General features: G+C 65.6%; 16 protein-coding genes. 11 read left to right on the top strand and 5 right to left on the bottom strand.

What is annotated here, in order from left to right; all coding sequences use genetic code 11:
- Positions 1 to 231 precede the first annotated feature (231 nt).
- From H3H36_RS24980 to H3H36_RS24945, 8 genes are all read left to right on the top strand, one after another.
- Positions 232 to 3,837, top strand: a complete 3,606-nt coding sequence (locus H3H36_RS24980) for a beta strand repeat-containing protein (protein WP_182220764.1) — start codon at positions 232 to 234, stop codon at positions 3,835 to 3,837.
- A 114-nt stretch (positions 3,838 to 3,951) separates the two neighbouring features.
- Positions 3,952 to 5,322 carry an ATP-grasp domain-containing protein gene (locus H3H36_RS24975; protein ID WP_182220763.1) on the top strand — a complete coding sequence of 457 codons (1,371 nt, stop codon included), beginning with the start codon at positions 3,952 to 3,954 and terminating at the stop codon, positions 5,320 to 5,322.
- 63 nt (positions 5,323 to 5,385) lie between these two features.
- The gene (locus H3H36_RS24970; protein ID WP_182220762.1) at positions 5,386 to 5,667 is read left to right on the top strand and encodes a type II toxin-antitoxin system TacA family antitoxin; all 282 of its coding nucleotides are present in this window, start codon (positions 5,386 to 5,388) and stop codon (positions 5,665 to 5,667) included.
- A complete protein-coding gene (locus H3H36_RS24965) occupies positions 5,664 to 6,170 on the top strand; it encodes a GNAT family N-acetyltransferase (protein WP_182220761.1) in 507 nt (168 codons plus the stop codon). Before H3H36_RS24970 ends, H3H36_RS24965 begins: the two co-directional genes overlap by 4 nt.
- A gap of 220 nt (positions 6,171 to 6,390) precedes the next feature.
- A complete protein-coding gene (locus H3H36_RS24960; RefSeq protein WP_182220760.1) occupies positions 6,391 to 8,259 on the top strand; it encodes a type I secretion system permease/ATPase in 1,869 nt (622 codons plus the stop codon).
- Positions 8,260 to 8,261: 2 nt separating this feature from the next.
- Positions 8,262 to 9,623 (top strand): HlyD family type I secretion periplasmic adaptor subunit, encoded by a 1,362-nt coding sequence (locus tag H3H36_RS24955; protein ID WP_182220759.1) that lies wholly within the window; start codon positions 8,262 to 8,264, stop codon positions 9,621 to 9,623.
- Positions 9,624 to 10,979 (top strand): TolC family outer membrane protein, encoded by a 1,356-nt coding sequence (locus tag H3H36_RS24950; RefSeq protein ID WP_311196692.1) that lies wholly within the window; start codon positions 9,624 to 9,626, stop codon positions 10,977 to 10,979.
- 20 nt (positions 10,980 to 10,999) lie between these two features.
- Positions 11,000 to 11,203 (top strand): DUF6447 family protein, encoded by a 204-nt coding sequence (locus tag H3H36_RS24945; RefSeq protein WP_182220758.1) that lies wholly within the window; start codon positions 11,000 to 11,002, stop codon positions 11,201 to 11,203.
- A gap of 91 nt (positions 11,204 to 11,294) precedes the next feature.
- Here H3H36_RS24945 and H3H36_RS24940 read toward each other — a convergent pair whose 3' ends face one another.
- The 3 genes from H3H36_RS24940 to H3H36_RS24930 form a co-directional block, all read right to left on the bottom strand.
- Entirely contained in the window at positions 11,295 to 12,188 is an 894-nt protein-coding gene (locus H3H36_RS24940) for a sulfurtransferase (protein WP_182220757.1), read from the bottom strand.
- 147 nt (positions 12,189 to 12,335) lie between these two features.
- Positions 12,336 to 12,725: a type II toxin-antitoxin system HicB family antitoxin gene (locus H3H36_RS24935; RefSeq protein ID WP_182220756.1), complete on the bottom strand. Its 390-nt coding sequence runs from the start codon at positions 12,723 to 12,725 to the stop codon at positions 12,336 to 12,338.
- Positions 12,722 to 12,916, bottom strand: a complete 195-nt coding sequence (locus tag H3H36_RS24930) for a type II toxin-antitoxin system HicA family toxin (protein WP_182220755.1) — start codon at positions 12,914 to 12,916, stop codon at positions 12,722 to 12,724. Before H3H36_RS24930 ends, H3H36_RS24935 begins: the two co-directional genes overlap by 4 nt.
- 247 nt (positions 12,917 to 13,163) lie before the next feature.
- Between H3H36_RS24930 and dnaE the strand changes: the two genes are divergently transcribed.
- Complete coding sequence (gene dnaE / locus H3H36_RS24925) at positions 13,164 to 16,709, top strand: DNA polymerase III subunit alpha (RefSeq protein WP_182220754.1); 3,546 nt, start codon at positions 13,164 to 13,166, stop codon at positions 16,707 to 16,709.
- Between the two features lie 44 nt (positions 16,710 to 16,753).
- Here dnaE and H3H36_RS24920 read toward each other — a convergent pair whose 3' ends face one another.
- A complete protein-coding gene (locus H3H36_RS24920) occupies positions 16,754 to 16,990 on the bottom strand; it encodes a DUF6139 family protein (RefSeq protein WP_182220753.1) in 237 nt (78 codons plus the stop codon).
- 136 nt (positions 16,991 to 17,126) lie between these two features.
- Positions 17,127 to 18,113, bottom strand: a complete 987-nt coding sequence (locus H3H36_RS24915; protein ID WP_182220752.1) for a VirK/YbjX family protein — start codon at positions 18,111 to 18,113, stop codon at positions 17,127 to 17,129.
- A gap of 260 nt (positions 18,114 to 18,373) precedes the next feature.
- On the opposite strand from H3H36_RS24915, the gene H3H36_RS24910 reads away from it, so the two are divergent.
- Positions 18,374 to 19,954, top strand: coding sequence for a sensor histidine kinase (locus H3H36_RS24910; RefSeq protein ID WP_182220751.1), 1,581 nt, complete (start codon positions 18,374 to 18,376; stop codon positions 19,952 to 19,954).
- Positions 19,944 to 20,552, top strand: a complete 609-nt coding sequence (locus H3H36_RS24905) for a response regulator transcription factor (protein WP_229220098.1) — start codon at positions 19,944 to 19,946, stop codon at positions 20,550 to 20,552. Before H3H36_RS24910 ends, H3H36_RS24905 begins: the two co-directional genes overlap by 11 nt.
- The last annotated feature ends 212 nt before the right edge of the window (positions 20,553 to 20,764 follow it).

Genomic DNA, 20,764 nt, shown 5'->3' with positions numbered 1-20,764 from the left:
AACGAACTTGGTTCCGGCAACGGACCGAAACCCCACAAGCTGTTCATCAGCTTGTGGGGTTTTTTTCATGGGCGCACGTCCTGAACAGTGCGCGCTTATCAACTGTTCAATAACAGTTGTCATTTAGTAGCGTTTATAATGGCGAGTCGCTGTGCTCGGCAGTACTTGCACAGGCACCCGGTCGCCAGCCTGCTGGCTCCAAATACCAAATAAAATTACCAAGGGAAGACTATGGCCGCAGCAGACTACACCGCCCTCGTACAGCAAATCTACATCTCCTATTTCGGCCGTCCGGCCGACCTGATCGGCCTGAAGAATGTATCGGCGCAGCTGGACGCGCTGCACGCGCCGACTGACCTGGCTGGCCTGCTGACGGCCAGCAAGACCAACGCCGCGCTCGCGACCCTGATCAATTCGTTTGGTACCAGCACTGAATCCGTCAGCCTGTACGGCACGGACACCCTGGCGTTCGTGAGCGCCGTGTTCGTCAACGTGCTGAACCGTGCAGCCGATTTCTCGGGCTTGTTGTTCTGGGCCGGCGAGATCGACGCGGGGCGCCTGAGCAAGGGCGCGGCGGCCCTGAACATCGCGCTTGGGGCCATGCAAAACACGAGCGCGCAGGGCTTGCTGGATGCGGCCGTGCTGGCCAACAAGACGACCATCGCCACCAATTTCACCAACGCGCTCGACACCACCGACGAAATCCTCGCCTACCAGGGGGCGGCCGCGGCCACGGCCGCCCGCAACATGCTGTCCACCGTCACCTCGACCACGGTGCCGGCCGACTTCCAGAGCACCGTCACCAGCACCCTGTCCTCGCTGGTGTCCAGCGCCACCACGGCGAAGGCGACCACCTACACCCTGACCAAGGGAATCGACGCCTTCACCGGCGGTTCGGCCGACGATATCTTCAACGGCGTCATCGATGGCACCACCAACGCCGTCGCCTCGACCTTCTCGGCGCTCGACACCATCAAGGGCGGCCTCGGCAACGACACCCTGAACTTGAACGTGCTGAACGGCAATGGCGGCGCCAACACGGCCGTGGCGGCCTTGCCCAACGTGACGGTGGATGGCGTCGAAAAGGCCGTGATCCGCGCCGCCGTCGGCCTGACGGCCGATGTTTCCGGCTGGACCGGCCTGACCAATGTGAGCGTGACCCAGGGCAAGGCTGTCACCCTGGTGGCCGCCGGCACCACTGACGTCAGCGTGAACGGCGCGGACGGCGCCATTTCCCTCAACGGCGGCGCGGACCAGACCGTGAGCACGGCTGGCGTCAACACCGACGTGACGCTGGGCTACACCACGGTGGGCACGGGCGCCGTGTCGGTCAGCCACAGCGCCCAGGGCAGCGGCAATATCAGCATCGATGGCGGCACCAGCGTCAGCGTGACGGCCGGCGAGGCAACCACGGGCACCATCAACATCGGCCAGGGCGGCGACGCCACCGACCAGCCTTCCGGCGCCATCAGCGTGACCACCGTGGGCAAGGCTTACCTCGCCACCGATACGGCCGTCGTGCGCGGCGCGATCCAGGTCACGGGCGGTACCAGCGTCACCATCAACGAGAAGGCCACCTCATCGGACGCCGCCGCCGCGACCGACATCAGCCTCGTCGGCCACACCGTGGTACAAAGCGCCGTCACTGTGACGGCCGGCGCCGCCACCACCAGCGTGTCGGTGACGGAGACGCCGGAAGTGTCGGCCGTGGACGCCGTGCCGGCCACGGTCGGCGTCAAGCAGGTCGACACGGTGACCTTCGTCGCCATGGCGGCCACGGAAACCATGACCGTGGGCGGCCTGACCTTCACGGCCGCCAAGGCGCTGACGGCGGCGCAGGTGGCCGCCGCCTTCGCCAACCTGAGCGCGGGCGCCATCGCCGGCGCCGCGCCGGCCGGCAATGGCAGTTACACGGGCGTGTTCTCGGGCAGCTACAGCACCGGCGCCGTGGTCACCACCGGCACCGTGGCCACCGTGGATGCGACCGCGACGGACGCTGCCACCGGCCACACCCCGATCGCCGTGTACGACACGGCCAATGCAGGCGACGTGGCCGCCGTCAACAAGACGGCCGGCCTGACCAACGTGGACGCCAAGACGGGCGTGCTGGGCGTGCGCAGTGGCGCCGTGACCATCAACGGCGCCATCGCCGGCGCCGACAAGCTGGCCAGCGTGACGCTCGATGGCATCGGCGCGGCCTCGTCCATCACCTCCGACGCGCTGACCAGCCTGACGCTGGCCCACAGCAACGAGAACGTCACCGTCACCAACAACGGCGCCACCGCGCTGACCATGTACCTGAACGGCCTGGGCGCGTCCGGCCACGTCAGCTCGGTCGCGCTCGGCTCGACCTACACCTCGCTCGTCATCAACGCCACCGGCGCCGACTCCTATGTGGACTTGACGGCCGGCGGCCTGACCACGGTGACCATCGGCGGCGACCATGCCCTGGACCTGAGCAATTCGACCATGGGCAACGTGCAAACCGTGAACGTGACGGGCGCCGCCAGTGTGACCGGCGACGCCACCGGCGCCGGCATGACGGCCGTGAACACCAGCGCCACCATCGGCACCAGCGTGGTGCAGTTGGATGCCACCCGCACCACCTACACCGGCGGCGTTGGGGTGGACATCGTCACCCTGACCACCACCGCGCCGAGCAAGGCCATTACGCTGGGCGCCGGTGACGACACGCTGGCGCTGGCCACGGGCACCACCACCGCCAGCGCCGTGCTGGATGGCGGCGCCGGCACCGACACGCTGGCCATGGCCTCGGCCGACGCGGCCAGCGCCTCGACCGGCACCGCGTTCGCCGACAAGATCACCGGCTTCGAGCACCTCAAGCTGGGCGCCGTGGCCAACGCGGCCAGCGACAGCGTGAACCTGGCCAACCTCGATGGCATGAGCTACGTCGTCAGCGCCGGCGGCGTGGGCACGGGCGCGCTGACGCTCACCCACATGGCCAACGGCGGCACGCTGGAGCTGACGGGCGCGGCCACCAGCACCACCGTGACCATGAGCGACGCCACCGGCACGGCCGACAGCTTCAACGTGATCACCAAGGTGACGGCGGCCGACACGTCGTTTGGCGTGGTGGCCGTGGCCGGCGTGGAAACGGTCAATGTCAGCGCGATCGACACCGACGTCACCGCCACCGGCTACGGCGTGCAGCACGCCGGACTGATCCTCACCGACGCGGCCGCCAAGACCGTGCACCTGAGCGGCAACGCCGGCCTGGTGCTGGCCCTCGATCCATCCGATGTGGCGCTGACCCTGATCGACGGCAGCGCCATGACGGGCAGCCTGCAGACGGCGACGGTGGCCGGCGCGGCGGCCGCAGCCGTGCTCAAGGGCGGCGCCGGCGACGACGTGCTGGGCGCCCTGCACGCTGGCGACACGCTGGTTGGCGGCGCCGGCGCCGACATGCTGGTGGCCAGCGCCAGCCTGGTCACGATGACGGGCGGCGCGGGCAACGACCTGTTCGTTATTGCCACGCCGCCGGGCAACGTCAACGCCTACGCCACCATCACCGACGCCACCGCCGGCGACATGATCGGCCTGGCGCAAGTGGGTTCGGTCACCTTCGCCCAGACCAAGCTGGCGCTGGGCGCGACGGCCGTGTTCCAGGACTATGCCAACGCGGCGGTCACGGGCACCAGCCAGGGCGACACCGTCTGGTTCCAGTTTGGCGGCGATACGTATATCGTGCAGCATGCCTATGCATCGACGGAGGCGGCGTTCATGAATGGCACTGACCTGATCGTCAAGCTGACCGGCCTGGTCGACCTGAGCCATGCATCGCTCAGCGCCGACCACGCCACGCTGCTGATCGGCTGACGCCACCGCACCCCCCGACGCCCCCGCGCAACCAGGCCCCAGCCTGGCGGCGCGGGGGCGTCGCTTTGTGATACCGTCTATCGTTTACCACCCCGTCCAGTACCACCCGCTGTCATGCCGAAAACCGATCAGCCGTCCGGCGCCACCCAATCCACCACCCTGCCGGACGACGGCGCGGCGTTACTGCGCAGCGTGCAATTCGTCGATGCCGAGTTGCGGCGCCTGGAACACCAGGCCGCCATCCTGCGCACCGCCCGCCATGCTTATGGCGAACGGCTTACCGCGCTGGGCATCGCTGTCCCCGCCGGGCACGCCGGTGCCGCGCCGGCCGTGCCGCAGCCGCTGAGCGAGGCGCCAGCCACCGCCGCGCCGCCGCAGGCGCCCAAGGTGTTGCTTGTCACGCACGATTGGAGCACGCTGGCCGAAATGGCCTGGCTGGCCAAGCAGGCGGGCTGCCAGGTTCACGTGCTGTGCCCGCACAACAATGCGGCCATCAAGAATAGTTTCCATGATCGCTGGTTCGATTCGGGGCCGACACTGGACACCTTGCTGGCCGCGTTGCGCGCGCTGGCGGGGCAGCGGTCGTACCAGTACATCCTGATCGGCGATGATCCCATCCTGTGGCGGATCTACCGCGATCGCCTGGAGGATTTGTGGCCCCTGTTGCCTATCCTGGACCACGCCGCGCTGCCCATGCTGGGCAAGGCAGGCTTCGCGGCGCTGTGCCGCGACCACGGCGTGTCCAGTCCCCGGTTCGAAGTGGTCACGCGGGCGGCCGAAGCGCCGGCCGCGTTGCAGTCGCTGGGATTGCCGGTGGTGGTGAAGGAAAACTATTCCAATGGCGGCGCCGGCGTGCGCATCTTCCGGGACGCGCCGGCGTACGCGCAATGCATGGCCGCGTACGATTACGCGGAGCCGCTGCTGGTCCAGCAATTCATCGATGGCGAGCTGCTCAGCATGGACGCCTTGTTCAAGCGCGGCAAGTTGCTGCAATACGCATGCGCGGTGGACGTGGAGCCGACGCTGGGGCCTTCGACCAAACGGCGCTATTTCCCCAATGATGAACCGATCGGCGCGCTGCTGCGCCGGCTGGGGCAGGCCGCCACCTTGCATGGCTTCGCCAACATTTCGATCCTGCGCGAGCGCGACAGCCAGCGCTGCTACCTGATCGAGGCCGATCCCCGGCCCACCAAGTGGGTGAGCTGCACCCGCTGGTTCGGCCATGATATCGTGGCGGCGTTCCGGGCCTTCCTGGCCGGCGATGACGCAGACGTGGAGGTGCCCGAGGCCGATTACGCGGCCGTCGATTGCTGGGAAGTGGAATATTTCCCCAACCATCTGGCCAAGCTGCTCAACGAGGGGCGCACCCAGGAAGCCATCCTGCACCTGCTCGATTTCAAGCGCAACGCCCGCCACACCATTTACGATCCGGTCCTGCTGGAGGAAAAAATGGATTGCATCCGCCGCGGCTTGCGGTTCACCTAGGCGATCATGGCGACGGAATGATACGGTGATATGCCGTACCATGTCGCCATGGGGGACTACACTATGTCGGATACCATCGCCACTGCCCGGCTCGAGGCAAGCATCAGCGCGGACCTGCACGCCATGCTCAAACGTGCCGCCCAACTGCAAGGACGGAGCGTGACGGATTTTGTGATCGCGGCGGTGCAGGACGCCGCGCAGCGGGCCATTGAACAGGCTGAAGTCGTGCGCTTGTCCTTGGCTGACCAGCAGTGCTTTGCGCAGGCGATGCTGTCCCCGCCTGAGCCGGCGCCCGCCTTGAAACGTGCCTACGCGCGACGCAAGAAGCTGTTGCGCACACAATGACGCGCGCGGCATTCCGGCTTGAACCGCTGGGCGCCGCACATGACCGTGCAGTATTCGACTGTGGCGCGGCGCCGCTGGATCGCTACTTGCGCGAACAAGTCATGCAGGATGTGCGTCGTCATATCGCCGCATGTTTTGTTGCTCTGACGGATCAACATCACATCGCCGCGTACTACACACTGGCGGCCGCCAGTATCGCATTGAACCAACTGCCAGCTGAGCTTGCCCGAAAATTGCCACGTTATCCTGCTGTGCCCGCTGTGCCCGCTGTGCGCTTAGGGCGCCTGGCCGTTGACCGGAGATTCAAGGGGCGGGGCTTGGGCGGAGCGTTGTTGCCCGACGCGATAGATCGCACGCAACGTGCCGAGATCGCCGCATTTGCGTTGCTGGTCGACGCCAAGGATGAGGCGGCAGCCGCGTTTTACCGCCACCATGGATTCATCGCGTTTTCCCAGTCGCGCCGGACATTATTTTTGCCGTTGGCCAACCTTAGCGCCCATTGAATCCATCTGTGTCGGCAGCAGATAGCGCGACAGATTGCGTGACGGACGCGCGGCGCGCGATTTTCTGTCCTGTCATGTAAAAAATGTGACGAGCATCACATTTCGCGGTGGCTTTGGTCTATAATCTCTCGCCAGACGTGAATTTCCCGACGTATAAGATTTCGGCGATGTGCGATGGGCCATCCCCAGCTTCATCACCGTGACCAGCACAAGTGACCCCATGAAAAAACTTCTCAATCCTCAAAATGAAATCCAGCAGGTGCTGCAGGGTTTTAGGCGCACCTTCTACACGGTGGGCACGTTCAGCGCGATCACCAACCTGTTGATGCTGGTGCCATCGCTGTACATGCTGCAGGTGTATGACCGGGTGCTGGCCAGCCGCAACGAGATCACGCTGCTGATGCTGACGCTGATCATGCTGGGCGCCTACCTGGCCATGAGTGCGCTGGAAATGGTGCGCAGCTTCGTGCTGGTGCGCGTGGGCGCGCGCTTCGACATGCAGCTCAACAAGCGCGTCTACACGGCCGCGTTCGAGCAAAACCTGAAGCGCGCCGGCGGCAACGCGGGCCAGGCGCTGCAGGACCTGACCAATATCCGCCAGTTCCTGACCGGTAACGCCCTGTTCGCGTTCTTCGACGCGCCCTGGTTCCCCGTCTACCTGATCGTGATTTTCCTGTTCGAGCCATCGCTGGGCGTGTTCTCCCTGTGCGGTACGGCCTTGCTGGTGCTGCTGGCCTACGTGAACGAAAGGGTGTCGCACAAGCCGCTGGCCGAAGCGAACACCATGGCCATCGCCTCGTCCAATCTGGCCACCAACAACCTGCGCAACGCGGAAGTGATCGAATCGATGGGCATGCTGCCCAACCTGATGGGGCGCTGGTTCAAATTGCATGGCCGCTTCCTGCACCTGCAGGCCGAGGCCAGCGAGAAGGCGGGCATGGTGGGCGCCGTGACCAAGTTCGTGCAAGTGTCGCTGCAGTCGCTGGTGCTGGGTTTTGGCGCCATGCTGGTGATTGAAGGCAAGATCAGTTCGGGCATGATGATCGCCGCCTCGATCCTGGTGGGCCGCGCGCTGGCGCCGGTGCAGCAGGTGATCGGCGTGTGGAAAAGCTGGAGCAGCACCCGCAGCGCCTACGAGCGCCTGACCAATCTGCTGGAGACCAATCCGGAGCGTTCGGCCGGCATGCCATTGCCCGTGCCCCAGGGGCAACTGAGCGTGGAGACGGTGACGGCCGCGCCACCGGGCACCCAGACGGCCGTGCTGAAAGGCGTGAACTTCGCCATCGCGCCGGGCGACGTGCTGGGCGTGATCGGCCCGAGCGGTTCGGGCAAGTCGACGCTGGCGCGCCTGCTGGTGGGCGTGTGGCCGGCCATGATGGGCAAGGTGCGCCTGGACGGCGCCGACATCTTCCAGTGGAACAAGGGCGAGCTGGGGCCCCATATCGGCTACCTGCCACAGGACATCGAACTGTTTGGCGGTTCCGTCAGCGAGAACATCGCGCGCTTTGGCGATATCGACGCGGACAAGGTGGTGCAGGCGGCCAAGCGGGCCGGCATCCACGAGATGATTTTGCACCTGCCCAAGGGCTACGACACCCTGCTGGGCGACGGCGGCGCCGGTCTGTCGGGCGGCCAGCGGCAGCGCCTGGGCCTGGCCCGCGCCATGTACGGCGACCCGGCCCTGATCGTGCTCGATGAACCCAATTCCAACCTGGACGACGTGGGCGAACAGGCGCTGGTGCAAGCCATCAACGATCTGCGCCAGCGTGGCAAGACCATCGTGCTGATCACCCATCGTACCAGCGTGATCGGCGTGACCAACAAGTTGCTGTTGCTGCGCGAAGGCGTGCTGGAAATGTTCGGCCCGACCAAACAGGTACTGGCCGCGTTGCAGGAAAACACACAGCGCGCGCTGCAGGCCCAGCAACAGGCCCAGCAACAGGCCCAGCAGCAGGCGCAGGCGGAAGCGCAGGCGCAACTGGCGCTGGCCCAGCAGCAAGCGGGCCAGGCCCAGGCGGCCCAGGCGGCGCGCGTGGCAGAGGCGGGCGGTGCGCAAGCGGCCGCCGACGTAGTGAAGGAACAGGAATGAGCATGAAGAACCTACTGAAAGACAAGGCCGAGGCCACCGAAGTCATCGCGCACGATGTCACGCCACTGACGGTCAATACCGACGAGCGCGCGTACAGCAAGCTGGGCTGGCTGATCGTGCTGCTGGGCGTGGGCGGCTTCCTGCTGTGGGCCATCTTCGCGCCGCTCGACAAGGGCGTACCCGTCAGCGGCACGGTGGCCAAGGAAAGCAACCGCAAGGCGGTCCAGTACCAGCCAGGGGGCACGGTGGACGAAATCCTGGTCAAGGATGGCGACGTGGTCAAGGCGGGCCAGACGCTGGTGCGCATGAACGATGTGCAGCCCAAGGCCCAGTATGAAGTGGTGCGCGCCCAGTACCTGACGGCCCGCGCCGCCGAGGCGCGCCTGCAGGCTGAGCACGCCGGCAAATCGACCATCACCTTCCCGGCCGACCTGCTGGCCGCACGCAACGAGCCGCAACTGGCCAGCGCGATGGCGCTGCAAAGCCAGCTGATCGCTTCGCGCCAGATGGCCATCCGCAGCGAACTGGCCTCGTTCGACGAGAACGTGGCCGGCCTGAAAAGCCAGTTGAGCGGCCTGGAGCAATCGCGCGACAGCAAGAAGGAGCAGCTCAAGTTCCTCAAGGAGCAGCTCGACAACCTGCGTGACCTGGCCAAGGACGGCTATGTGCCGCGCAGCCGCCTGCTCGATGGCGAACGCAGCTATGCGCAACTGGTGGGCTCGATCGCCGAGGATATCGGCACCATCGGCCGCACCCAGCGCCAGATCGCCGAGGTGGGCCAGCGCCGCAACCAGCGCGCGCAGGAATACCAGAAGGAAGTCGAGACGCAACTGGCCGACGTGCAGCGCGACCGTGAAATCAACGAGAGCAAACTGGCGGCGCAGAAGTACGAACTGGGCAATGTCGAAGTCAAGGCGCCGGCCGACGGCGTGGTGGTGGGCTTGAATGTGTTCACCAAGGGCGGTGTGATCCCGGCCGGCTTCCGCATGATGGACCTGGTGCCGACCGATGACCCCATGATCGTGGAGGCGCAGGTGGCCGTGAACCTGATCGACAAGGTGCGGGTGGGCTTGCCGGCTGAACTGATCTTCTCGGCCTTCAACACCAACAGCACGCCCCACATTCCCGGCGTGGTGACCCAGGTGTCGGCCGACCGCACGGTGGACGAGCGTACCGGCAACCCGTACTACAAGATCCGCGCCAAGGTCACGCCGGCCGGCCTGAAACTGATCGCCACCCACAAGCTCGATATACAGCCCGGCATGCCGGTGGAACTGTTCGTCAAGACGGGCGAGCGCAGCATGATGAGCTACCTGCTCAAGCCGGTCTTCGACCGCGCCAAGACCTCGCTGACGGAGGAATAAGTGCTGAACCGAATCCAGACCCGGCCGCGGCTGACAACGATGCTGCGGGCCATCTGCGGCGCGCTGCTGCTGCAGGGCGGCGGCGCCCACGCGATGAATTTGCAGCAAGCCTACGACGCGGCCCTGCACAACGACCCGGCCTACCGCGAAGCCTACCAGGACAGCCTGGCCGGCGCCGAATACAAGGCGCTGGGGCGCAGCGGCCTGCTGCCGCAGCTGTCGGCCAGTTATTCGGCCAACAAGATCCGGGCCGACCTGACGGCGCCCAATGTGTTCGGCCAGATCACCACCACGCACCCGGTGTACTACAGCCATGCCGACGCGCTGCAGCTGCGCCAGGTGCTGTTCAGCCTGGACGCGCTGGCCCGCTACAAGCAGGGCGTGGCGCAAAGCCAGTACGCCGCCTCGCAGTTTTCCAGCGCGGGGCAGGAACTGGTGGTGCGGCTGGCGGGCACCTATTTCGACGCCGCCCTGAGCGCCGAGCAGGTGGCCCTGGCGCGCGCCCAGCGCGACGCCCAGCAGGAGCAGTACCGGACCAATGAACGCCTGTTCGCCAAAGGCGAGGGTACCCGTACCGACATGCTGGAAACCCAGGCCCGGCTGCAGCTGTCGGAAGCGCAGCTGATCGAATCGCTGGACAACCAGCAATCGTCGATGGCCGCGCTGGTGTCCATCGTGGGCGAAGCTGTGCCGTCGGTGGAGATGCTCGGTGACAGCTTCCATGTAAAGCCCTTGCAACCGGCCACGCTGGCCGACTGGAAGGAACTGGCGCTGGCCCACAATCCCGACTTGCAGGCGCAGCGCTACGCGATCGAGGCCAGCGTGCAGGAAGTGAACAAGAATCGCGCCGGCCACACGCCGCGCATCGACCTGGTCAGCAGCCTGAGCAAGACCAAGTCCGACACCCTGACCACGCTGAACCAGGATGCCACCTCGCGCAGCATCGGCGTGCAGATCAACATTCCGCTGTATTCGGGTGGCGCGGTCAGCGCGTCCACGCGCCAGGCGGCGGCCGGGCTGGAAAAAGCGCGCGCCGAGCTGGACCTGCGCACGGCCAAGGTGATGGTGGAAGTGGGCAAGCAGTTCGGACTGGTCAACAGCGGCATGGCCCGCATCGCCGCGCTGGACCGCGCCGTGGAATCGGCGCAATTGCTGGTCAAGGCCACCGAGCAAAGCATCAAGGGCGGGGTGCGCATCAACCTCGATCTGCTCAACGCCCAGCAGCAGCTCTACACCAGCAAGCGCGACCTGGCGCAGGCGCGTTACACCTATCTGCAATCGCTGCTGCGCCTGCGGGCGGCGGCCGGCACGCTGGGCGCCGACGACGTGCGCGACGCGGCCAGTTATTTCCACTGAGCCGGATGGGAGCGCGCGCGATGCATGAGGAAGAGGAAGTGACGGTTGATGGCGTCAGCTACCGCGTGAGTGAGCTGAGCGCGGCGGCGCGCGAGCAGGTGACCAGCCTGCGCTTCGTCGACGCCCAGATGACGGAGTTGCACTCGAAGCTGGCCGTGTTCCAGACGGCCCGCAACGCCTACGAGGCGGCCTTGCGGGAGCTGCTGCCCCGCACGCATCAATAAACGGCGGGGTCAACAGCGGGGTCAGGTCCGGCAATCGGCCATTTTGGCGTGATGCCGGACCTGACCCTGCTACTTTGCTGCTACTTTGGTCCTACTGCGACTTGCCGTAGCAAGCAGGGCACGACTTCTCATACACGTACTCAGGCGACAGCTGCTGGCGCGGCGTGACGACGGCGCGGCAGTTGAAGCACTGCACGGTTTCCGTCGGTTCCAGCTTGGGGTTCAAGGCCGTGCGGTAGTCGAAGACGAAGCAGTCACCCGTGTAGTGCTCGCCGCCCACTTCCTCGAAATACTTCAGGATGCCCCCTTCGAGCTGGTAGACGTTGTCGTAGCCGATGTTCTGCATGTGGATGGCGGCCTTTTCACAGCGGATGCCGCCGGTGCAGAAGGTGACCACGGTCTTGCCGGCGAAGTCGTCCTTGTGCTCGGCAATCACTTGCGGGAATTCCGTGAACTTCTTGATGCGGTAATCGACCGTGTTGTTGAAGGTGCCCACGTCCACTTCGAAGTCGTTGCGGGTGTCGACCATGACGACGGGCTGGCCGTTGTCGTCCACGCCGTTGTCGAGCCAGCGCTTGAGCGTGGCCGCTGCCACGAACGGCGCGCGGCCTTCTTCGGGCTTGATCAGCGGCATGCGCATGGTGATGATTTCGCTCTTGATCTTGACCAGCATGCGCTTGTGCGACTGCTCGGCCGAATAGCTGTATTTCACTTCCAGGTCGGCGAAGCGGGCGTCGGCGCGCACCCAGGCCAGGTATGCCTCGATGTTGGCGGCCGTGCCGGACAGGAACATGTTGATGCCTTCCGGGGTCAGCAGGATGGTGCCTTTCAGACCCAGGCGCTGGCAGATATCCTGGTACTGGGGGCGCATCGCTTCCGTGTCGTCGAAGGTGATGAACTTGTAGGCGGCGATGTTGACGAAGGCGGCAGCGGCGGCGTTGGCGGCGGCATGCGCTTCAGCTTGTAAGGCGGTATTAGCGGACATGGTGGTGGGCAGCGAAAAACGGGAAAGCCGATATTATACGCGCCGCGCTTGATCTGATGCAGTGCTTGCTTAAAAAAGAGGCGAGAGCCGCAGCCGTCTTGCCGTGCGATGTGGCATTGTGCGTTACCTGACCGACAACGGCCGCACTTACATCGCCAGCATGCGCCGGGCAATGAAGCCGGAGCGCGACTCGCCTGCGGCTTGTGCGGCGCGGTCGATACGGCGCAGTATGCGCGAGGGCAGGGTGATGTTGACTCGCTCCGTTTTGTCGGACAGTTGAGCCAGGTCGATTTCCAGCACGGCCCAAATCCAGCCCGCATATTCCGGCGCGTTGTAGTGTTCGCCGATGGGGCGCGGCTCGGGAATGGTGCCGCCATCGTCTATCCTCGTTTCGAGCCAGAGGTCGATTGCCTCGCGGGCATTGTCCAGGGCTTGATCCAGCGTGTCGCCGGCGGAAAAGCAGCCGGGTAAGTCCGGCACGACGACACTAAAAGCGTGTTTCTCGTTCCCAGGTTCAATTGCGATTGGATATTTCATGTCGATTCCTGCTGCAAACCGGCTTGTTTCAGCAATTTGTTGACCAGCCCGACGCCCAGATCTTTCTTCGGATGGGGAACGGTGACGTGACCGGGGCGTTCGGGGTGAACATAGATGTGATGAGAGCCTTTGATGCTCCTGAGTCGCCATCCCGCGCGCTCCAACCGTTTGATCAGGTCCGCGCTGTTCATGTTATGTGTATTATACGCATAAAATCCCATGATCGCGTAGAAGCGCATGGCTGTGGGGCGGACTGGCTTACGTGTGGTTCACTGTGCCGTAGATCGACAGGCTACGCCAGCAAATCGGGCCGCATATGAGCGGCCGCAATGAAAGGGGCGTTCCCGTTCAAACGCTGACCGCACCCCCGCAATCAATTCTCGGCCCCGGCCGCCGCACGGTAAAATAGCGGGTTATTGAACCAGCTTTGAGCGGCGTATGAACATGGTAGCAAACGAACAAGATGTGACGGTGGCCCCGGCCGCTGCCCCTGCCGGCCCCGACTTTGTCCACCTGCGGGTGCACTCGGAATATTCCATCGTCGATGGCCTGGTGCGCATCGACGACCTGGTGTCGGCCGCCGCCAAGGACAAGCAGGCGGCGCTGGCCGTCACCGACCTGTCCAACATGTTCGGCATGGTCAAGTTCTACAAGGCCGCGCGCGGCAAGGGCATCAAGCCCGTGGTCGGGGTGGATGTGTGGATCACCAACGACGATAACCGCGACAAGCCCTCGCGCCTGATGCTGTACGCGAAAAACCGCATGGGCTATTTGCAGCTGTGCGAGCTGCTGTCGATGGCCTGGCTCACCAACCAGTACAAGGGCCGCGCCGAGATCCGCACCGAGTGGCTGATGGAGCTGACGGCCAAATCCTATCCGCTGCTGCCCGGCGAAGATCCGGCCAATGGCCTGATCGCCCTGTCCGGCGCCCATTTCGGCGACGTCGGCATGGCCATCGAGAATGGCAACCCGGAGCTGGCCGAGCGCCACGCGCAGAAGTGGGCCGCCATCTTCCCCGGCCATTTCTACATCGAGATCCAGCGCGCCGGCCAGGCCAACCAGGAGCAGCAGGTGCGCCATGCGGTGGCGCTGGCGGCCAAGCTGGGCTTGCCGGTGGTGGCCACCCATCCCGTGCAGTTCCTGTCGGCCGACGAATTCATCGCCCACGAGGCCCGCATCTGTATCGCCGAAGGCGAGATGCTGGCCAACGCCAAGCGGGTGCGCCGCTTCAACGAGCAGATGCGCTTCCTGTCGCAGGCCGAGATGCGCGCGCTGTTCGCCGACCTGCCGGCCGCGCTGCAAAACTCGGTGGAGATCGCCAAGCGCTGCAACCTCACGCTCACGCTGGGCAAGCCGCAGCTGCCGAATTTTCCCACGCCGGGCATGACGATCGACGAATTCCTCGTGGCCGAAACCAAGAAGGGCCTGGAGGAACGCCTGGTGCACCTGTTCCCGGACCCGGAAAAGCGCGAGAAGGAACGGCCGCGCTATGAGGCGCGCCTGGCGTTCGAGAACGAGACCATCATCAAGATGAAGTTCCCCGGCTACTTCCTGATCGTGGCCGAGTTTATCCAGTGGGGCAAGAACAACGGCGTGCCGATCGGCCCCGGCCGGGGGTCGGGCGCCGGCTCGCTGGTGGCTTACTGCCTCAAGATCACGGACCTCGATCCGCTCAAGTACAACCTGCTGTTCGAACGTTTCCTGAACCCGGAACGGGTCTCGATGCCCGACTTCGATATCGACTTTTGCCAGGAAAAGCGCGAACTGGTGATCCAGCACGTGAAGGATCTGTACGGCCGCGACGCCGTGTCGCAGATCGCCACCTTCGGCACCATGGCGGCCAAGGGCGCCATCCGCGACGTGGGCCGGGTGATGGACTTCGGCTACAACTTCTGCGATGGCGTATCGAAGCTGATTCCTTTCAAGCCGGGCAAGCCGGTGACGATCGCCGACGCGATCGAAGAGGAACCGATGCTCAAGGAGCGCCAGGAGAACGAGGAGGAGGTGCGCCAGCTGCTGGACCTGGCGCAGCAGGTCGAAGGCATCACGCGTAACATCGGCATGCACGCCGGCGGCGTGCTGATCGCGCCGGGCAAGCTGACCGACTTCTGCCCGCTGTACACCCAGTCGGGCGACACGGGCGTGGTGTCGCAGTACGACAAGGATGACGTGGAGGCCGTGGGCCTGGTCAAGTTCGACTTCCTGGGCCTGACCACGCTGACCATCCTGGACCGGGCCGTGCGCTACATCAAGCAGCTCGACCCGGCCGATGCCGACTTCGACCTGGCCAAGCTGCCGCTGAACGACCGGCCCTCGTATGAACTGCTGACCAAGGCCAAGACCGTGGCCGTGTTCCAGCTTGAATCGCGCGGCATGCAGGGCATGCTGAAGGATGCGCGGCCCGACCGCTTCGAGGACATCATCGCGCTGGTGGCGCTGTACCGTCCCGGCCCGATGGACCTGATCCCCGACTTCTGCAAGCGCAAGCACGGCGAGAAGTTCGATTATCCCGATCCGCGCACGGAATCGATTCTGTCCGAGACCTACGGCATCATGGTCTACCAGGAGCAGGTGATGCAGATGGCGCAGATCGTCGGCGGCTACTCGCTGGGCGGCGCCGACATGCTGCGCCGCGCGATGGGTAAAAAGAAGGCCGAGGAGATGGCCGAGCACCGCGCCATCTTCCGCGCCGGCGCCGCCAAGGACGGGCTGTCGACGGAAAAGGCCGACGAGATCTTCGACCTGATGGAGAAGTTCGCCGGCTACGGCTTCAACAAGTCGCACGCGGCCGCCTATGCGCTGCTGTCCTACCACACGGCCTATTTGAAGGCGCACCATCCGGCCGCGTTCATGGCGGCCAACATGTCGCTGGCGATGGAGGACACGGAGAAGGTCAAGATCCTGGTGGAGGACGCGATCGACATCTGCGGCCTGACCATCCTGCCGCCCGATATCAACCTGTCGCAGTTCCGCTTCACGCCGGACGGCCCGCCGCCGTCCGTGACGGGCAAGAAGGTGACGCAGATCCGCTACGGCCTGGGCGCCGTCAAGGGCGCGGGCCAGAACGCGATCGAAGCCATCATCGCCGCGCGCGAGGCGGGCGGTCCGTTCACCAGCCTGTTCGATTTCTGCAAGCGGGTGGACAAGAAGCAGATCAACCGCCGCACCATCGAGTCCTTGATCCGCGCGGGCGCCTTCGACTGCCTGGGCGTGGACCGGGCCATCCTGCTGGCCTCGGTCGGTTTCGCCATGGAGTGCGCCGAGCAGGAAGCCCGTTCCGCCAACCAGGTGAGCCTGTTCGGCGGCGACGACAGCGACCTGGTGGCGCCGCCCGAATACGTGAAGTGCGCGCCGTTTACGGACCGTCAGAAGCTGGCCGAGGAAAAAACGGCGCTGGGCTTCTACCTGTCGGGCCACATGTTCGACTCGTTCGCGCCCGAGGCGCGCCGCTTCGCGCGCACCAAGCTGTCGGAACTGGAACCGTCGCGCGAGCCGCGCATGCTGTGCGGCGTGATCACGGGCATCCGTCCGCAGATGACGCAGCGCGGCAAGATCCTGATCGTCACACTGGACGACAAGAGCGCCGTGCTGGAAGTGACCGTGTATTCCGAGGTGTTCGAAGAGAACAAGAAGATGTTCAAGGAAGACGAATTCCTGGCCGTGGTGGGCAAGGTGTCGGAAGACCGCTTCTCGGGCGGCCTGCGGATTTCGGCCGAGAAGGTGTTCGACATCGTCACGGCGCGGGTGCAGTATGGCCGCCAGCTGGGCTTGTCGCTGCCGGCCACGCTCGACAGCCGCAAGATCGCCGACGTGCTGGCGCCGCACCGCCACGAGCAGGGCTTGCCGATCGCGGCCCGCATCACGCCGCAGGGCGTGTCGTGCGTGCTGCAGTTCGGCGACGACTGGCGCGTGGCCCCGTCGGACGAGTTGCAGCTGGCGCTGCAGCAGGTGCTGGGCGCGCGCGAGGTCGCGGTCGAGTACTAAGGGTCAGACGCCCGGCCTTGGCGCCGGGGTCCGACCTTGGGCGATCATCCCTTGCCGTTCAATCCCGTGATGGCATAGCCCTTGTCGCGGATCTGCGCCAGCGGATGGGCGATGTGGTATTGGGGCAGGGTGTCGGCGCCGTCCTCATCCACTTCCACCCGTTGGGCCGCTGGTTGCCAGTCGGTGCTGATGGCTTCCTGGGGGATGGCTTTGTCTTCGGGGACGGCCAGGTAGGAAAAATTGCCGTTGTGTTCGGCTCGGCGATAGATATCCACGCGCATGTCGCTCCTCCTTGATGGGCAAGGCGGCAACAGGCCAGGGCTACGATCCGGGCCGACCGCCATTGCCTATGTTACAGGAAATCGGGGCCCGTGGCCGTTCCAGCCGGCCAGGCAACCATGCGATGCGCGGACCGGTTCAGGCCAGGGCCGAGTGGTAGCCCGCGTCCTGGGCGAGCTCGACCGCGGTTTCCTCGCTGAAGTCGCGCACTGGCGCGCCGGTCACGGGCATCAGGCGCGGCGCCTGCAGGCCCGCTTGCAGGATCGCGGCCAGCGCCTGCAGTGTTTCGTGGCGCTTGCGGTATTCGGAACGCTTTTTCGAGGGGATGGTGGCCATGTCCGGCTCGGCCAGCGGGGCGCAGGCCAGCTGGTAGTCGCCATCCGGACGCAACTGGGCGTCCAGTTCCTGCCACAGGGCGTCGTAGTCGGCATGGACCTTGCCCTTGCGCAGGGCCGTGCGGGCCGTGCGGTTGGCGTTGCCCACCAGGCGCAACTGGTCGCAGCCGTAGGCATGGCCCAGCTGGCGCAGCAAATACACCATCAGGTTCTTGGGACGCAGGCCGTGCAGGTCGCGGGTCGCTTCCTTGATGCGCTGCTGGCCATCGTCATCCTGCGGGCCCTGCATGCAACCGACGCCCAGCGCCATGCCGCGCTCGCCCTGGAAGAACACGAACGAGGTGGAAAACACCCGTTCACCGTCTTGCAGCAGGCGCAGCATCAATTCCCCCTCGCGCTCGAGCGGCGCCACGGCGTGCATTTCCAGCTGGTAGCGGCGGCCCGACTTGCCTTCCACGTCGCCCAGGATCATGGGCGCGCGCGCGGCGCGCACCGTCAGCGGGCCCAGGCCGTGGCGCAGCACGAAGCGGTAATGGTCCTCGATTACCGTCAGGCGCTGGGCGCAGTTGAGGGCGTCGCTCAGGTAGGGGCGGTAGACCTTGTACACCATCATCGGGTAGATCTGCACCAGCTCGCGGTACAGCGGATGCGAATTGAGCAACTGCAGCCAGCCGACGGTGGTGCGCCGGTTCAGGCTGGCCCGCAGCGACAGCTTGAGCGAGTCGCGCAGCCAGGACAGGGCGCCGTCCCGGGCGGCCAGGCCCGTGCGGAGGGTGATTAACTGCGCCATCGGGGCGGAAGCCTGCGTCGTCATGGGAAAGAGGGGGGACGGAATACGGAATCGTGCATGGTATGCCTTGTGTAACGTATTGTAAATTAGCAAAATCTCTTACGGTTTCCCCTTAATCTTTGCCAGCCGGGCGGGCGGCCATGGCGCCCGCTGCGCAGCAGGATTTCGAGATCCGCATAAGGGAAACACGTAGTGTCTTTCCCTAGTGTGTTTTGACAAAATGCCATGCATAATGCTACATAACGTTACAAGCTCTTTCCATGCGCCAATTTTCGCTCCGCTACCTGCATACTCCGGCGTTCATCGCGCTGTACCTGCTGTTCGATTGGGCCACCTACCTGTATCCGTTGTATGGCCTGAACATCACGCCCTGGAATCCCGATCCGGCCCTGGGCCTGGTGTTCTGGCTGCGTTATGGCCGGCGCGCGGCGCTGCCGCTGTTCCTGGCCCTCTTGGGCGGGGAGGTGCTGGTGCGCGGCATGGCGGCCGGGCCGCTGGTCACGCTGGCCGGCGCCCTGTGGCTGACGGCCGCCTACGGCCTGATGGGCGCCATCTTGCGGCGCGACTTTTCCAGCGTCGACATGTTCGACAACCGCGGCCGGCTGTTCCATTGGGTCAGCGTGGTGGCGGCCGGCACCCTGTTCAACGGCATCGGCTATATCGCGCTGCTGTCGGCGGCCGGGCTGGTGCCGCCGGCCCAGTGGGGGCTGGCGCTGATGCGTTTTGGCATCGGCGACACGGTGGGCATCCTGGTGTCGATGCCGCTGATCTGGATGCTGGCCAGTGGGCACGGGCGGGCCCGGCTGCGGCGCATCCTGGTGCGCGGCGAGACGCTGGCCTACCTGGCGCTGGCCATGGTGGTGCTGTACGCCGTGTTCGGCTCCATCGCCAGTTCCGAATTCAAGCATTTCTATTTCCTGTTCCTGCCCGTGATCTGGGCCGCCTCGCGCCAGGGCCTGTATGGCACGGCCCTGATCGTGTTCGTGCTGCAGACGGGCATCATCGCACTCGTCAAATGGCATGGCGCGCGCGACCTGGCCGTGTATGAATTGCAGATGCTCGACGCGATGCTGGCGCTGGTGGGTTTTTTCATCGGCATCGTGGTCGACGAGCTGCGCAAGGTGGCGGCCGACTTGCGCCAGTCGCTGCGGCTGGCCGCGGCCGGCGAGATGGCCGCCGCCCTGGCCCATGAGCTGAACCAGCCGCTCACGGCCCTGTCGGCCTATGGCAAGGCGTGCGAGCATTTGCTGGAACGGGGCGGCAACGAGGCCTTGCTGCGCGACGCCATCGGCCGCATGTTGGTGGAGGCGGGACGGGCCGGCGACGTGGTGCGGCGCCTGCGTGATTTTTTCCGCACCGGCGCCATGCGCTTCGAGACCGTGTCGGCGGCCGCCCTGGTGCAGGGCATCGCGGCCCAGTTCCAGCTGCCGTTCCGCCAGCATGGCATCGTGCTGACGGTGGACGTGGACCCGGCCCTGATGTTGCGGGCCGACCGGGTGCAGGTGGAGCTGGTGTTGCGCAACCTGTTCGACAACGCCAGCGACGCCGTGCTGGTCCGGCCGGCCGGATCGCGCCGCGTCAGCGTGACGGCCGCGCCGGCGCCGGACGGGCGGCTGCGCCTGAGCGTGGAGGATAGCGGCACGGGCGTGTCCGAGGCGCTGGCCGCGCGCCTGTTTGAACCATTCGTGTCGTCCAAGGCCAGCGGGCTGGGACTGGGCCTGGTGCTGAGCCGGGCCATCGTGGAAGCCCATGGCGGCCGCCTGTGGGCCGAGGTGGGCGGGCACGGCATATTCCGTTTCGATCTACCCATGGCGGTGCCGGGAGAACAACTTGCCACATAATCTGACTGTTTTCATCGTCGATGACGATCCGGCCGTGCGCGATGCGCTGGGCCTGTTGCTGGGCGTGCGCGGCTACCGCACCGCCGTGTTCGCCAGCGGCGAAGCGTTCCTGCAGGCGTGGCGGCCGGACTGGGCCGGCTGCCTGTTGATCGACATCCGCATGTCCGGCATGGACGGGCTGGCGCTGCAGCAGGAACTGGCCGCGCGCGGCTGCACCATCCCCGTCATCATCGCCACCGGCCATGGCGACGTCAATTCAGCGCGGGCCGCGTTCAAGGCCAACGCCATCGACTTCCTGGAAAAGCCGTTCGACGACGCCAAGCTGGTGGCGGCCATCGAGGAGGGCTACGCGCGCGAGCGGGCCCAGCGCGGCGCCCGGCAGGCGCGCGCGCGCGGCGCCGACCTGTTGCGCGACCTGACGCCGCGCGAGCGCGAAGTGATGCGGCTGGTGGTGATGGGGCAGCACAACCGCGAGATCGGCCCGGCGCTGGGCATCAGCGTGCGCACGGTGGAAGTGCACAAGGCGCGCCTGATGGCCAAGCTGGGGGTGGACAACGTGGCCGACCTGGTGCGCATCAGCCTGGCGCAGGGCGAGTAGAACGGCGGGGGCAGAACGGCGGGGTCAGGTCCGGCAACGGGGCAGAACGGCGGGGTCAGGTCCGGCAACGCGCCATTTTTGGCGCGTTGCCGGACCTGATAATCATCTAGCCAACCTCCCTCCGGCATACGCCGGGGGTACAGTAAGCATTCAATGTCGAGTTGAACTTACGTACAGGGAGGCTGGTATGAGCAAGTATAGCGGTATCGATC

Origin of the sequence: Rugamonas fusca (assembly GCF_014042365.1) — a bacterium.
Classification (GTDB): domain Bacteria; phylum Pseudomonadota; class Gammaproteobacteria; order Burkholderiales; family Burkholderiaceae_D; genus Rugamonas; species Rugamonas fusca.
Note: the sequence above shows the minus strand (reverse complement) of the source record. Positions and strands in the feature narration are given on the sequence as shown.